This window comes from Flavobacterium sp. B114r (assembly GCF_056824125.1).
In genome coordinates, this window is record NZ_CP124858.1 from 5650581 (window position 1) to 5666227 (window position 15647).

Sequence of the window (15647 nt, forward strand, 5' to 3'; positions counted from 1 at the left end):
TATTCAGTCACAGTCTCAGTTTTTAGTCTCAGTCTCAGTTCTCAAAAAACTTAGCAACTTAGAACCTTAGCAACTTAAAAGAAAAAATGAAAAATATATTAAATAAACTAATCAATCACGAAGTGCTTTCTAAAGAAGAGGCCAAAAACGTATTGATTAATATCTCAAGCGGAAGTTACAACCCAAGTCAGATTTCGGCATTTTTGACCGTATTTATGATGCGAAGCATTACAATCGATGAGCTTTCGGGATTTCGTGAAGCATTGTTAGAATTATGCGTTCGCGTTGATTTATCAGCATACAATACAATCGATTTATGCGGAACTGGTGGTGACGGAAAAGACACTTTCAACATCTCGACTTTGGCATCCTTTATATCAGCGGGAGCCGGAATAAAAGTGGCTAAACACGGAAATTACGGAGTTTCTTCTATTTCAGGATCAAGTAACGTAATGGAAAAAATGGGAATCAAATTCAGCAATGATGCTGATTTTCTGGAAAAATGTATTGACAAGGCGGGAATTTGTGTTTTACACGCTCCCTTATTTCACCCGGCAATGAAAAATGTTGGACCAATAAGAAAAGAATTAGCTGTAAAAACATTCTTTAATATGTTGGGACCAATGGTAAACCCATCATTCCCACAAAATCAACTGGTTGGAGTTTTCAATCTTGAATTGGCAAGAATGTATGCTTATTTATATCAGAATACAGATATCAATTTTACGATTTTACATTCGCTTGACGGATATGACGAAATTTCCTTAACAGGCCCAACCAAAACGATAACATCACACATGGAAGGAATGTTGAAACCAGAAGATTTTGGCGTTAGACTTTTAAAACAAAACGAAATCGAAGGCGGAAAAACCATCGAAGAATCGGCAGATATGTTTACCAATATCATTTCCGGAAAAGGAACCGAAGCACAGAATAATGTTGTTTGTGCAAATGCAGCAATGGCAATTGCAACCGTTACAAAATGTTCTCCACTAGAAGGTTTTGAATTGGCTAAAGAAAGCTTGTTCTCCGGAAAAGGATTAAAAGCATTGAATACATTACAAGAATTAAGTAAAAATTAAAGTCATGGCTTTTGAATTAAAAAGTGTAGTTCCATGGGGTCGAAGTTTAGAGGAATATATCAAAATTTTTAAATTAACTGATTCCGATTTGAATAGTAGTATTATCAGTTTTGGGGATGGACCTGCAAGTTTCAATTCAGAAATGACAAAATTTGATAAAAAGGTGGTTTCATTAGATCCTATTTATCAATTTACAAAAGCCCAATTAAAACAAAGAATCGACGAAACTAAAGAAACCGTTATAAAACAAACGAGAGCTAATCAGGAGAATTTCGTTTGGAAAAACATTAAAAACGTAGATGAATTGGAGCAAATTCGCATGAGCGCAATGGCCAACTTTATTGACGATTTTGAAATAGGAAAAGAACAACAAAGATATATTTATCATCAGTTGCCGACGCCAACAAAATACGAAGCATTGGAATTTGATTTGGGCTTAAGCTCCCATTTTTTGATTCTATATTCGCAACTAGGATTGGATTTTCACATTCAATCAATTAGTGAGATGTTACGAATATGTAAAGAAATAAGAATATTTCCGATATTAAATTTAAATGCAGTGAAATCGGAAATTTTAGAAGACATCATTAATCATTTTAATTCTGATTTCATCGTAACTCTTGAATCCTCAGACTATGAATTTCAGAAAAACGGAAACGAAACATTGGTAATTAAACAAAAAAAGATCAATTAAAGAATATGAATATTTTAGATAAAATTATAGTTGACAAAAAAAGAGAAGTAGTTCTTAAAAAATCAATCATTCCGGTTTCGCAATTGGAAAGTTCTGTATTTTTTGAAAGACAAACGATTTCTCTAAGTCAAAAACTAAAAGTAAGTTCTACTGGAATTATTGCAGAACACAAACGTCGTTCTCCTTCAAAATCTGTTATTAATCACAGTTTTACGGTTGAAGAAGTAGTAAAAGGATATGAAAACGCAGGCGCTTGCGGAATTTCTGTTTTAACTGACGGAAAATATTTTGGTGGTTCTCTAGACGATTTACTTTTGGCAAGAGCAAGTGTAAATATTCCACTTTTGCGAAAAGAATTTATTGTCGACGAATACCAGATTCTGGAAGCAAAAGCTTTTGGAGCAGATTTGATTTTATTAATCGCAGCGGTTTTAACGCGTGAAGAAATCAAATCGTTATCTGAATTTGCAAAGAAATTAGGATTAGAAGTTTTATTGGAAGTTCATAATAAAGAAGAATTAGAAAAATCGATTATGCCAAGTTTGGATATGATTGGTGTGAACAACAGAAACCTAAAAACTTTTGAAGTAAGTCTTGATTTCAGTAAACAATTAGCATCACAAATTCCGGATGATTTCGTAAAAGTTTCAGAAAGCGGAATCTCGTCTATCGAAGCTATTTCTGAACTTAGACCTTACGGTTACAGCGGATTTTTAATTGGAGAAAACTTCATGAAAACTGATAACGCAGGAAAAGCAGCAACAGAATTTATAAAAGGCTTATAATAAATACAAATTTCACGAATAAGCACGAATAAAAATCAATAAAAACTTTGCGCCTTTGCGCCTTCGTGGCAAAACAAAACACAAAGCTTTGCGAACTTAGCGTTTTTAAGCACAATCAAAATATAAAAAACTTAGCGCCCTTTGCGGTAAAATACACACCACAACAATGAAACTCAAAATATGCGGCATGAAATATCCCGAGAACATAATCGAAGTAGGTTCACTCCTACCCGATTATATGGGATTTATTTTCTACGAAAAATCCGCCCGATATTTTAACGGAACAATTCCGGAACTGATAAAAACCATCAAAAAAGTTGGGGTTTTTGTAAACGAATCAGTTGAAAATATTATCAAGAAAATCGACGAACACAATTTACAGGCCGTTCAGTTACACGGGACAGAATCTGTTGAATTTTGTCAGGAATTAAAAAATAAGATCAATAAAAGAATCGAAATCATAAAGGTATTTTCAATTGGAGACGATTTTGATTTCGAGGTTTTACAACCTTTTGAGGATGTCTGTGATTATTTCCTGTTTGATACCAAAGGGAAATTACCCGGAGGAAACGGAGCAACTTTCAACTGGAAAATATTAAAAAATAATAAATCCAACAAACCATTCTTTTTAAGTGGTGGTATTGGACTTGAAGAAATAGCAGCGATTAAAAATCTAAAATTAACGGTTTATGCCATCGATGTAAACAGTAGATTTGAAATCGAACCTGGATTAAAAAACAAAAATTTATTAACCAATTTCAAACGAAAACTTGAAATTGTCAACCTTTAAAATTTCAACAAAATGAATTTTAACGTCAACGAAAAAGGATATTACGGAGAGTTTGGAGGAGCATACATTCCTGAAATGCTGTATCCAAATGTAGAAGAATTACGTGAGAACTATTTGAAGATAACAAGCGAACCAGATTTTAAAGCTGAGTTCGATCAATTGCTAAAAGATTATGTTGGGCGCCCTAGTCCGCTTTATTTTGCCAAGCGTTTGTCTGAAAAATACAATACCAAAATTTATCTCAAAAGAGAAGATTTAAACCATACGGGAGCACATAAAGTAAACAATACCATTGGACAAATATTGGTTGCAAAACGTTTGGGTAAAAAAAGAATTATTGCTGAAACCGGAGCTGGCCAACACGGAGTTGCAACGGCAACAGTTTGCGCTCTTATGGGATTGGAATGTATCGTTTATATGGGGGAAATCGACATTGCGCGCCAGGCACCAAATGTGGCTCGTATGAAAATGTTAGGCGCTGAGGTTCGTCCGGCACTTTCAGGATCAAGAACTTTAAAAGATGCTACAAACGAAGCAATTCGCGACTGGATCAATAATCCGGTTGACACGCATTATATTATAGGATCTGCAATTGGACCGCATCCTTATCCGGATATGGTAACTCGTTTTCAGAGTGTAATTTCTGAAGAAATCAAATGGCAGTTAAAAGAAAAAGAAGGACGTGAAAATCCTGATTACGTAGTCGCTTGTATTGGTGGTGGAAGCAACGCTGCAGGAACTTATTATCACTTTTTGCATGAACCAGAAGTTGGAATCATTGCCGTTGAAGCAGCCGGAAAAGGTGTTGATAGCGGATTTAGTGCAGCAACAAGTAAATTAGGAAAAGTAGGCGTTATTCACGGTTGCAAAACTCTTTTAATGCAAACTCCTGACGGGCAAATCACAGAACCTTATTCAATTTCTGCAGGTCTGGATTATCCTGGTGTTGGCCCAATGCACGCACATTTAGCACAAACAGGTCGTGGAGAATTTTTCTCGGTTACAGATGACGACGCTATGAACGCTGGTTTACAATTGACTAAATTAGAAGGAATTATTCCGGCAATCGAGAGTGCGCATGCGTTTGCAGTTTTGGATCAAAAGAAATTTAAACCTACAGATATTGTAGTAATCAGTCTTTCTGGTCGTGGCGATAAAGATTTAGACAATTACATCGATTATTTTAAATTGTAATAAAAATCGTAATTTCGGCATTCTCCGCCGCGGCGGATCGGGCTGTCTGCTATATCCCAATTAACAGAAAATAAGGATAAAAAGCCTTGTTTTTCTAAATCGGGAGATTTCGCTCGCATCCCTAACGCAAACAAATAACGAGAAAAATAATAATTATTATGGAACAGTTCTTTTCTTACGGAACATTACGATCGAAAGAAATTCAGATGCGAGTTTTCAATAGAATCTTAAACGGAACACCTGACCAGCTCAATGGTCACAAACTAAAGGATCTTCAAATCGAAGAAGAATTTGGAATTGAAGATTATCATGTAGCAGTAGCCAGTGAAAATCCTTCGGATACAATAAAAGGTATTCTTTTCACTATTTCGACTGAAGATTTGGCTAAAATAGATTTATTTGAATCTAATGCCTATAAAAGGGTTCAAGTAACTTTGAACTCCGGAACTGTTGCATGGATTTATACCGAAAATAAGTAATTATAGATAATATAAATAGCTGTCTAACCTGTTTAGAAAAACGTGTTAGGATAAAAAATAAAAACAATGAACAGAATAACTCAAAAATTACAAGAAGATAAAAAGATACTTTCTATCTATTTTTCGGCGGGGTATCCTAACTTAAATGATACCGTTCAAATCATTCAGGATTTAGAAAAAAACGGCGTAGACTTAATCGAAATTGGTTTGCCTTTTAGCGATCCTTTGGCTGATGGACCAACCATTCAGGCGAGTTCTACTCAGGCACTTAAAAACGGAATGACCACTCAAATTCTTTTTGATCAGCTAAAGAACATCCGCGAAAGCGTAAAAATTCCGTTGATCATTATGGGATACTTCAATCCAATGTTACAATACGGGGTTGAAGCTTTTTGTAAAAAATGTGCAGAAATTGGTATCGATGGTTTAATTATTCCTGATTTACCGGTTGACGTTTATGCAGATGAATACAAAGCAATTTTCCAAAAATACGGATTAATCAATGTATTCCTGATTACGCCACAAACTTCTGACGAACGCATTCGCTTTATCGACAGCGTTTCAAACGGATTCATTTATATGGTAAGTTCTGCAAGTGTTACAGGTTCTCAATCCGGTTTTGGAAATACTCAGGAAAGTTATTTCGAAAGAATTTCGAATATGAATCTTAAAAATCCACAAATTATTGGTTTCGGAATTTCGAATAAGGAAACTTTTAATCAGGCTACTAAATTCGCAAAAGGAGCGATTATAGGTAGTGCTTTTATTAAACATTTAAGTGAAAAAGGAAGTGGAAAAATTGAAGAATTTGTTGGGGAGATTAGGTAAATAAATCATTAGTTCAACAATCTAGATATCGTTTTGTTATTTCGAAGAATGAGAAATCACATCAAAAACGCTACAGAGAATAGCACCAGTCTTTATCGAATTATAAGTGTGATTTCTCATTCTTCGAATAACAAACTAAACGAAAATATTCTCATGAAAATGACTTACCTAGCACCAATAGCTATCAGGCAATGTCTTTAAGTTAAGGAAAAATATACAATGCTTTTGTCTAATTGATCTCGCGCAAAGTCGCAAAGCCGCCAAGTTTAAATCCATTTTCTTTGCGACTTTGCGCGATTTTTTTTAGCTATAATTGCCACAAAAGGCTTAATTTAATAACATTGAGCTACCGGGAGCCACAAAAGATTGAAACGGATAGCGGGATTAGCTCCTAAAAAAGTTGCTTTTATCATAGACAAAAAAAACACAAGGCTGAATCAATATCAAATGGTATTTTTTCAGCTTTTTTTATGTCTTTAAAAATTAAATATTTACAAAAAACAACTACAAGGTTTTCTGTTAAAATTATGTTAAAACAAAATTAAACAACTGTTTAATTTAAACGCTTGTTTAATTTTGTACCCGATTAGAAACAATATCATGTACAACATCGAATTAAACGATAAAAAAATTAAAATTCTTGAGGTTGCTGAAAAGCTTTTCTCTGAAAAAGGATTCGAAGGTACTTCCATACGAGACATCTCAAAACATGCAAAAATAAATATTGCCATGGTTTCGTATTATTTTGGTTCAAAAGAAAGACTGCTTGAAGCGCTAATCATCTACAAAACTTCTGATTTAAAACTACAGCTCGAAAATTTATTACAGGAAAATCTCGAACCTATTGAAAAAGTCAATAAATTAATCGAAATTTACATTAACAGGATTAGTTGTAACAAAGGGATTTTCAGGGTATTGCATTTTGAAATCAATGCAAAAAAGAGAGAAAAAAGTTTTATTGCTTTTACAGAGTTAAAAAAAGGAAACTTAAAATCTGTTGAGAGCATTATTACTCAAGGTCAGGAAAAAGGAATCTTTAGAAAAGATGTAATCATTCCTCTTATCACTCCTACTATCATTGGAACTTTTTTTCACTTTCATATGAATAAACCTTTCTTCGAAGAATTACTGAATTTAAAAACAGAAGCAATGTACAATGATTACATTAAAAACAGTCTTACAAAGCACATTCAACAAACTATAAAAGCTCTACTTGTTTATGAAAATTAATCAATTAATGCTCTTTGGTATTTTCTTTATCGGAATTTCATCAATAGAAGCACAAGAAAAAACAAGTTTAACCTTAGACGAAGCCGTAAAAATGGCTTGGGAGAAGAGTAACGAAGTTACGCTTGCCAATACTAAGGTAAACACAAAAAAGTACGAATTACAAGAAGTTAAAAACAGTCAGTATCCGGATATTAAAGTTTCCGGCCAATATCAACGACTTACAAAAGCTTCAATTAGTATGCCTAATCAGGGTGAAAATGCATCTCTGGCATCTCCTGACAGAGCAATGCTTGGAATGGCCAATTTAAGTTTGCCTCTTTTTGCAGGATTTAAAATTCAAAACAGCATTAACGCTTCTGATAATTTATACGGAGCTGAAAATGCAAATGCTGCTAAAACAAAAGAAGATGTTACGTTACGTGTAATTACTTACTACACCGCTTTGTATAAAGCTCAAAAAACTTTGGATGTTTTAAACGAAAATCAAAAAAGCGCCAAACAGCGTGTTACTGATTTTATTGAATTAGAGAAAAACGGTATCATTCCTAGAAATGATTTATTAAAATCGCAATTATTAGTTTCAAAAACACAATTATCAATTGATGAAGCAAATAACAATCTTAATAACATCAACTTTTATCTAACTACTTTATTGAAGTTGGATCCTGGTACAAAACTTCAGGTTAATGAAGCTGATTTCTTTAATTTAAAAACCAGCAATGCACCAACATCTGATGTTTTAGCTTTACAAAACAGAAAAGATTTAGAAGCTATTCGTTTTCAACAAAAAGCTTCGGACGCAAATATTAAAGTTGCAAGGGCAGCCTACTATCCTACATTAGCATTACTTGGTGGTTATACTGCTTTAGATCTTAAAGACATCATTACTGTAAAATATGCGATGAACTTTGGTCTGGGTTTAACTTATGACATCTCTGGAATTTACAAAAATAGTGCTCACGTAAGAGAAGCTGAAAGCAGAGCTTTGGAAGTTAAAAATACAGAAGCCGTAATGACAGACCGTATTAAGGTTGAGGTTCAAAAATCTATCGAAGATTATGACTTAGCCATCAATCAAAGTGTTGTCTATGACGAAGCACTTCAACAGGCATCTGAAAATTACAGACTTGTTAAGGATAAATTCGACAATGGTTTGGCGGATACCAATGATTTGGTTGAGGCTGATGTTGAGCAATTAAGTGCCAAAATAAATACAGCTGTGTCCAAAGCAACTATTATTCAAAAATATTACGAATTACTTTCAGTATCAGGACAATTATCACAATCATTCAATCTTTCTAAAATATAATCGATAGCTCTCATGGAAAAGAAAAAAACAAATACTAAATTCATCATTATACTAACCGTGTTGGTTTTAGTGGGCGGAACATACGGAATAACAAAATACTTACACTCCCAAGCTCACGAAGAAACAGATGATGCTCAAATCGAGAAAAAAATGAATCCAATTATTCCTAGAGTATCTGGATATATTAGTAAGGTGTATGTAAAAGATAATGACTTTGTAAAAAAAGGAGATACTTTATTTACTATCGACAAAAGAGATTACCAATTAAAAATCGACGAAGCTAACGCTGCTTTGCTAGGTGCTGAAGGTCAATACGAAGCTGCAAAAGCTGATATTGGTAGCGCAAATGCAAACATATCAGTTTCTGATGCGAATATGAGATCTGCAACTGGTTCTATCGAAAGTGCGAAAATTAGATTAAGACAAATTACAAACGATTATAACCGTTACAATAATTTGTACAAAACACATACGATTACAAAACAACAATACGAGCAGGCTTTATCTTCAAAAGAAGAAGCAGAGAATCAAGTACGTGTTTTAGAACAACAACAAAGAGCAAGTTCTTACCAAAAATCTGTAATTCAATCGAAATCTAAAGTTTCTGACAAACAGACTGAAGTTGCTGCTGCAAATATCAAAAGAGCCAAAACAATGTTGGATGTTGCTCACTTAAACTTAACCTATACTGTTGTAACTGCAGCAATTGACGGTCAGGTTTCTAAAGTTGACATTCAGCCTGGACAATTGGTTCAACCTGGACAATCTTTGTTCTATATCATCAATAATAATGAAGCGTGGGTTGTAGCTAACTTTAAAGAAACTCAATTGAACAAAATGATTGTGGGACAAAAAGTAAGCTTAAAAGTAGATGCTTACCCTAACTACGAATTCAAAGGAACTTTAACTTCTTTCTCTCCTGCAACAGGATCACGTTTTTCATTGTTACCTCCTGATAACGCAACGGGTAACTTCGTAAAAACAATTCAGAGATTACCGGTAAAAATTAGTTTGGATGAATCGAATGATCCTGAAAAAGTAAAATTACTAAGACCAGGTATGAATGTTGACGTAGACGTACATTTAAAATAATATAATGACAGCAGTACAAGGAGATGATGATTTAGTAGAATACGGTTATAGACGTGTGATTATTACGATTACTGCAGTACTTTGTGCACTGTTGGAAATTGTAGATACCACGATTGTAAACGTAGCACTAACAGACATGCGAGGTAGCCTTGGTGCTACTTTGACTGATGTGGCTTGGGTAATTACAGCATACGCAATTGCGAATGTTATTGTAATTCCGATGACGAGTTGGCTTTCGCAGCAATTTGGAAGACGTAATTATTTTGTGGCTTCTATCATACTATTTACAGTCTGTTCCTTTTTATGCGGAAATGCCACTAATATCTGGGAACTGGTAGCTTTTAGGTTCGTACAAGGTATGGGAGGAGGAGCTTTATTAGTAACAGCTCAAACTATTATTACCGAAAGTTACCCTATAGCAAAACGTGGTATGGCACAGGCTATTTACGGAATGGGTGTAATTGTTGGTCCAACCTTAGGTCCGCCTTTGGGAGGTTATTTAGTAGATAATTACTCCTGGCCTTATATCTTTTATATCAATATTCCGTTAGGAATTATTGCAACTATTCTGGCACTTACTTTCGTAAGAAGCCCAAAATATGGAGAAAAATTAAAAGCAAACCAGGTAGACTGGTGGGGAATTATACTTTTGGCTTCTTTTATTGGATCACTGCAATTCGTTCTCGAACATGGTCAACAAGATGATTGGTTCAATGATTCGCTTATTGTAACCTTAAGTGTTGTTACGGTTCTTGGATTGGTATTATTTATATGGAGGGAGCTTACTTATAAATATCCAATCGTAAACCTGAGTGTTTTAAAAGATGGGAATTTAAGAATTGGAACAGTAATGTGTTTTATTCTTGGTTTCGGTTTATACGGATCAACTTTAATTATCCCAATTTATACGCAATCTGTTTTAGGATGGACAGCGACTGATGCCGGATTATTATTGATTCCGGGTTCGATCACAACAGCGATCATGATGCCATTTGTTGGTAATATGATTCAAAAAGGTGTTCCGCAAGGTTATATGGTTGGAGTTGGATTTTTAGTATTCTTCTTTTTTACCTTTATGATGCAGACACGTATGACTCCTGATACTGGAGTTGAACATATGTACTGGCCTTTGATTTTAAGAGGAATTGGATTGGGATTACTATTTGTACCTATCACAACGCTTTCGCTTTCTACATTAAAAGGAAAACATATTGGTGAAGGAGCTGCTTTTACCGGTATGATGAGACAATTAGGAGGATCATTTGGTATTGCGATTATCACGACATTTATAACTCGTTTTAGTCAGGAACACAGAGTGAATTTGATTAATAATTTAGATCCTACAAACCACCAGGTTCAGGAACGCATCATAGGAATGCAAAGAGCTTTTGAATCAAAAGGCTATAGTTCAGATGTAGCATTACAAAAAGCGTATCAGGCTATAGATTATGCCGTTTTAAAACAAAGTACAGTAATGTCATACATTGATATTTTCATGTACCTAGGAATCATGTTTTTATGCTGTATTCCGATTATATTTTTCATTAAAAAAGGAAAAAACAAGATTAATCCTGCTGATGCAATGCATTAATAATAATTATTTATAATACGAAAAAGCCGGGCTATTTATTTAGTCCGGCTTTTTTATTTAACATAATTGGAATAATTCGGCTAAAGCCAATTTTAGATTTTATTAATTTCCTCCAGCTAAAGCTGGTGTCTATTCAATTTTAAACTGAAACAATTACAAACCTATGAACCTTTGTTTCTTTGAACCTTTGTACCTCAAATCAAAAGGATTAAAATCCCTCCCTACAATATAGTTCGAGTCTCCGACTCTCTTACAAAAAAACTTAGAATCTTAGCAACTTAGAGACTTAGCATCTTTTAAAAAAAAATCCCTCCCTACAATATAGTCCGAGTCTCCGACTCTCTTGCAAAAAATTTAGATTCTTAGCAACTTAGAGACTTAGCATCTTTTAAAAAAAAATCCCTCCCTACAATATAGTCCGAGTCTCCGACTCTCTTGCAAAAAACTTAGAACCTGAGCAACTTAGAGACTTAGCACCTCAAAAAAAACCTATCTTGTAAAAACCAAATGATTTCCTTCTGAAAGATTAGCATCAAAATGATATCCCTCATAATCGAAACCTTTTAAGTCATCAATTGTTTCTGCATTCGTATCGATAATATAACGAACCATCATACCTCTTGCCTTTTTGGCAAAGAAACTGATGATCTTAAGTTTCCCATCTTTATAATCTTTAAAATCCGGAGTAATTACAGGAACTTTTAAGGCTTTTACATCTACAGCCGAAAAATATTCATTACTGGCTAAATTCACAAACAACTCTCCTTTTTCAAGTTCTTTATTTAAAGCTTTAGTAACGGTTGGTTTCCAGAATTCATGCAGATTCTTGTATTCGCCAATTGGCAATTTTGTTCCCATTTCTAAGCGGTACGCCTGCATCAAATCTAATGGTTTTAAAACACCATAAAGTCCGGATAAAATTCTAAGTTTATTTTGTAAGACCTCTAACTTTTCAAGCGGAATTGTATACGCATCTAAACCTGTATAAACATCTCCATCAAAAGTATAAATTGCCGGACGTGCATTATCAGGCGTAAAAGGCGTTTTCCAATCCTGATTTCTTTTCCAGTTTAAATCTGCTAATTTATCTGAGATAGACATTAATTCAGATAGTTCAGACGGTTTTTTTTCTTTTAAAACTTTATGAACCTGACGCGCTTCTTTTAAGAAAGCAGGTTCTGTATATTGGGTAGTTGGTAATTCTTTTTCGAAATTTAAAGACTTCGCCGGCGATATAACAATTTTCATGTGTGCGTTTTTATAGAATTCAAAAATACAAATTGAATTTCTAAAAAGATATTATTGCAATTGATTTGTTTGATAACGGTATCAATGTTTTTTTTGCCACGAATTACACGAATTATCACTAATTAGATTCAATCGAATTAAGTTTACAAAAATAAAATTCGCGGAAATTCGTGCAATTCGTGGCAACCATTTTTCTGATTGATAAAATTCTCCACCTCAAACTGTGAATTTATTCAAAAAAGTGGACTATAGATTATAATAGGCATTTTCTATGTTGTAAATTTGCACACGTTTCATTCTTCTTAAAGAATAGAAATGTATTATTTAAAATTAGTGAATTAGTGGCTATACAAACAAACTATAAAGCAGCATTACAACATAAAATCTTCGAAGTTATTTCGAAAGCATCTCAGGAACTTAACGTCGACAGTTACGTAATTGGCGGATTTGTTCGGGATTTGCTTTTAAATCGGGGTTCTAAAAAAGACATTGATGTTGTTGCCGTTGGTAGCGGTATCGAATTGGCACTTAAGGTTTCTGAATTACTTCCAAAAAAACCAAAAGTACAAGTTTTCAAGACTTACGGAACAGCAATGTTGCGTTTTGAAGACACTGACATTGAATTTGTTGGCGCCCGAAAAGAATCTTACAATTTTGAGAGCCGAAATCCTATCGTCGAAAACGGAACTCTTGAAGACGATCAAAATCGTCGTGATTTCACGATTAATGCATTGGCACTATCATTGAACGAAAAAACGTTTGGCGATCTTTCTGATCCTTTTAATGGTTTGGCTGATTTAGAAAATAAAACAATCAAAACACCTTTAGATCCCAGCATTACTTATTCTGATGATCCTTTGAGAATGTTGCGTGCTATTCGTTTTGCCAATCAGTTAGGTTTCGAAATCGAGAAAAATTCTCTTGATGCAATTACCAAAAATGCTGAGAGAATCAATATTATTTCCGGAGAACGCATTGTTGATGAACTGAATAAGATTCTATCTACTGATAAACCTTCTATAGGTTTTTTACTTTTATATCAAACCGGGCTTTTAGATATTATTTTACCAGAGTTAACAGCGCTTAATCAGGTGGAAGAAATTGAAGGTCACACTCATAAAAACAACTTTTATCACTCACTTGAAGTAGTCGATAATATTTGCCCCAATACAGATGACGTCTGGTTGCGCTGGTCGGCTTTGTTGCATGATATTGGAAAAGCACCAACCAAACGTTTCAACAAGAAACAGGGATGGACTTTTCACGGACATGAATTTCTTGGCGGAAAAATGGCAAAGAAAATATTCGAGCGTTTGCATATGCCTTTGAATCACAAAATGAAATTTGTGCAAAAAATGGTTATTATGAGTTCTCGCCCTATTGTTTTGGCACAGGATATTGTGACAGACAGTGCGGTGCGTCGTTTGGTTTTTGATGCAGGCGAAGATGTCGAGGATTTAATGACTTTGTGCGAAGCAGATATTACAACCAAGAATCCATCGAAGTTTAAGAAATATCATAAGAACTTTGAAATCGTTCGAAAGAAAATTGTAGAAGTTGAGGAACGCGATCATGTGCGTAATTTTCAACCACCAATTTCCGGTGAAGAAATTATGGAATTGTTTGATTTAAAACCTTCACGAGAAATCGGAATGTTAAAAGAAGCTGTAAAAGAAGCCATTTTAGAAGGTGATATTCCTAATGAATATCAGGCTGCATATGATTTTATTATTAAAAGAGCAGAAAAGTTAAACTTAATACCTAAAAAATAATGGATCTATTAGTGGCTATTTTTTCTATTATTTTAATATTAATAGTTTTAGTAACTAATATTATTTTTATTAGAAAAATCAATAGAACTAAAAGTAGTAATTATAAATATAAAATCTTCTTTTTTTTAATCAGTATTGCTTCCATATCTGCTATAATGATTATAGGTGCAATATTTCAAAATACAGTTCTAATTGATTATTTTAAAATAACAATGGATATTAAAAGCTATCAATATAGAATAATAGTCATGACAGTGATCTTAATTATCAATATTATAGCAAACTTTACTTTATTAAAACTTTATTTAAAAAGAATAGGAAAAAGCAAAAACAAAATTAACGAGATCGAATTAATTGGAATAGAATGAAAAAAGAGAATAAATCAGTGATCATTTGGTTACTATCAGGTTGTGTTTTATTATTTTTAATGGTTGTTGTTGGCGGAATTACCCGTTTGACAAATTCAGGTTTATCAATGACGGATTGGCATTTGGTAACAGATACTTTCCCGCCTTTGACGGATGCAAAATGGAATGAGGCTTTTGAACAATACAAGAAGTTTCCTGAGTACCAAAAAATCAATATTCACAATGATTTTCAATTAGCCGATTATAAATTTATTTACTTCTGGGAGTGGTTTCACCGTTTTATTGGTAGAATCATCGGGTTGGTTTTCTTTGTCCCTTTTGTTTATTTCTTAATCAGAAAGAAATTAGATAAATCTACCATCAAAAAATGCATCGTTCTTTTGGCAATGGGAGGTTTTCAGGGTTTTCTGGGTTGGTTTATGGTTCGCAGCGGATTAATCGACAATCCTGATGTAAGTCATTTCAGACTTTCATTGCACCTTACTTTTGCCTTTATCACTTTTGCTTATACTTTATGGGTGGCGCTGGATTTAATTTATCCGGAAAGAACAATTACTAAAGTAATTCCACTTCGAAATATTGCACGATTTGCTTTGGTGGCACTATTAATCCAAATTATTTATGGCGGATTTGTGGCGGGTTTAAATGCGGGATTAATCCACAATCATTGGCCATTAATGAGCGACGGAGAATTTATACACGATTCTGTTTTTATTGAACAGCCTACTTTAATCAAAAACTTAATCGAAGGAAAAAGCGGTGTCCAGTTCGTGCACAGGACTTTTGCTTATGTTGTTGTTGCTTTCATTTTGTTTTTATATTACAAAAGCACAAAATTTTCGCTTACTCGAATGCAAACTAATTCGGTAAAAACTTTGGTTGTTTTTGTATTTATTCAATTTGCATTAGGGGTTTTTACGCTTTTATACAGCGTTCCTCTGGCTTTAGGATTAATTCATCAGATTATGGCTTTCTTCCTCTTAAGTGCCATGACTTTTACATTGCACAGATTGAGCAAGTAGATAACAAACTTTTATATAAAAAAACCTTCGGACGAAGGTTTTTTTATGTTTTTTTACGAACCTAAACCGTATTGAACTTAAACCGGATTAAAATCCGGCCCGATAAAATAGATCGAGCCGATGGTTCTTTAATATTGGATTGAATTCCTGAAGAATGACAAAT

At 33.9% G+C, this 15647-nt stretch carries 14 protein-coding genes; 13 read left to right on the forward strand and 1 reads right to left on the reverse strand.

What is annotated here, in order from left to right; translation table 11 throughout:
• The first annotated feature begins 86 nt into the window (after window positions 1–86).
• The 11 genes from trpD (at window position 87) to QLQ94_RS23525 (ending at window position 11074) form a co-directional block, all read left to right on the forward strand.
• On the forward strand, window positions 87–1082 hold the full coding sequence (gene trpD / locus QLQ94_RS23475; protein WP_271334317.1) for an anthranilate phosphoribosyltransferase: 996 nt from the start codon (window positions 87–89) through the stop codon (window positions 1080–1082).
• 4 nt (window positions 1083–1086) lie between these two features.
• Entirely contained in the window at window positions 1087–1776 is a 690-nt protein-coding gene (locus QLQ94_RS23480) for a hypothetical protein (RefSeq protein ID WP_271334318.1), read from the forward strand.
• Window positions 1777–1781: 5 nt separating this feature from the next.
• The gene (gene trpC, locus QLQ94_RS23485; RefSeq protein WP_271334319.1) at window positions 1782–2561 is read left to right on the forward strand and encodes an indole-3-glycerol phosphate synthase TrpC; all 780 of its coding nucleotides are present in this window, start codon (window positions 1782–1784) and stop codon (window positions 2559–2561) included.
• A 166-nt stretch (window positions 2562–2727) separates the two neighbouring features.
• A complete protein-coding gene (locus QLQ94_RS23490) occupies window positions 2728–3351 on the forward strand; it encodes a phosphoribosylanthranilate isomerase (protein ID WP_482498698.1) in 624 nt (207 codons plus the stop codon).
• Window positions 3352–3363: 12 nt separating this feature from the next.
• On the forward strand, window positions 3364–4545 hold the full coding sequence (trpB, locus tag QLQ94_RS23495) for a tryptophan synthase subunit beta (RefSeq protein ID WP_271334321.1): 1182 nt from the start codon (window positions 3364–3366) through the stop codon (window positions 4543–4545).
• Between the two features lie 158 nt (window positions 4546–4703).
• Complete coding sequence (locus tag QLQ94_RS23500; RefSeq protein ID WP_271334322.1) at window positions 4704–5024, forward strand: gamma-glutamylcyclotransferase family protein; 321 nt, start codon at window positions 4704–4706, stop codon at window positions 5022–5024.
• Between the two features lie 66 nt (window positions 5025–5090).
• The gene (gene trpA / locus QLQ94_RS23505; RefSeq protein WP_271334323.1) at window positions 5091–5852 is read left to right on the forward strand and encodes a tryptophan synthase subunit alpha; all 762 of its coding nucleotides are present in this window, start codon (window positions 5091–5093) and stop codon (window positions 5850–5852) included.
• A 600-nt stretch (window positions 5853–6452) separates the two neighbouring features.
• A complete protein-coding gene (locus QLQ94_RS23510; protein WP_271334324.1) occupies window positions 6453–7082 on the forward strand; it encodes a TetR/AcrR family transcriptional regulator in 630 nt (209 codons plus the stop codon).
• Window positions 7072–8391: a TolC family protein gene (locus QLQ94_RS23515; protein ID WP_271334325.1), complete on the forward strand. Its 1320-nt coding sequence runs from the start codon at window positions 7072–7074 to the stop codon at window positions 8389–8391. The genes QLQ94_RS23510 and QLQ94_RS23515 overlap by 11 nt, the downstream gene beginning before the upstream one ends.
• Window positions 8392–8403: 12 nt before the next feature.
• A complete protein-coding gene (locus QLQ94_RS23520; protein ID WP_271334326.1) occupies window positions 8404–9483 on the forward strand; it encodes an HlyD family secretion protein in 1080 nt (359 codons plus the stop codon).
• A 4-nt stretch (window positions 9484–9487) separates the two neighbouring features.
• Window positions 9488–11074: an MDR family MFS transporter gene (locus QLQ94_RS23525; RefSeq protein ID WP_271334327.1), complete on the forward strand. Its 1587-nt coding sequence runs from the start codon at window positions 9488–9490 to the stop codon at window positions 11072–11074.
• Between the two features lie 489 nt (window positions 11075–11563).
• Here QLQ94_RS23525 and yaaA read toward each other — a convergent pair whose 3' ends face one another.
• Window positions 11564–12322 (reverse strand): peroxide stress protein YaaA, encoded by a 759-nt coding sequence (yaaA, locus tag QLQ94_RS23530; RefSeq protein WP_271334328.1) that lies wholly within the window; start codon window positions 12320–12322, stop codon window positions 11564–11566.
• A gap of 341 nt (window positions 12323–12663) precedes the next feature.
• Here yaaA and QLQ94_RS23535 point away from each other — a divergent pair, with 341 nt between their 5' ends.
• Window positions 12664–14094 (forward strand): CCA tRNA nucleotidyltransferase, encoded by a 1431-nt coding sequence (locus QLQ94_RS23535; protein WP_271334329.1) that lies wholly within the window; start codon window positions 12664–12666, stop codon window positions 14092–14094.
• A gap of 364 nt (window positions 14095–14458) precedes the next feature.
• On the forward strand, window positions 14459–15484 hold the full coding sequence (locus QLQ94_RS23540; protein ID WP_271334330.1) for a COX15/CtaA family protein: 1026 nt from the start codon (window positions 14459–14461) through the stop codon (window positions 15482–15484).
• Window positions 15485–15647: the final 163 nt, after the last annotated feature.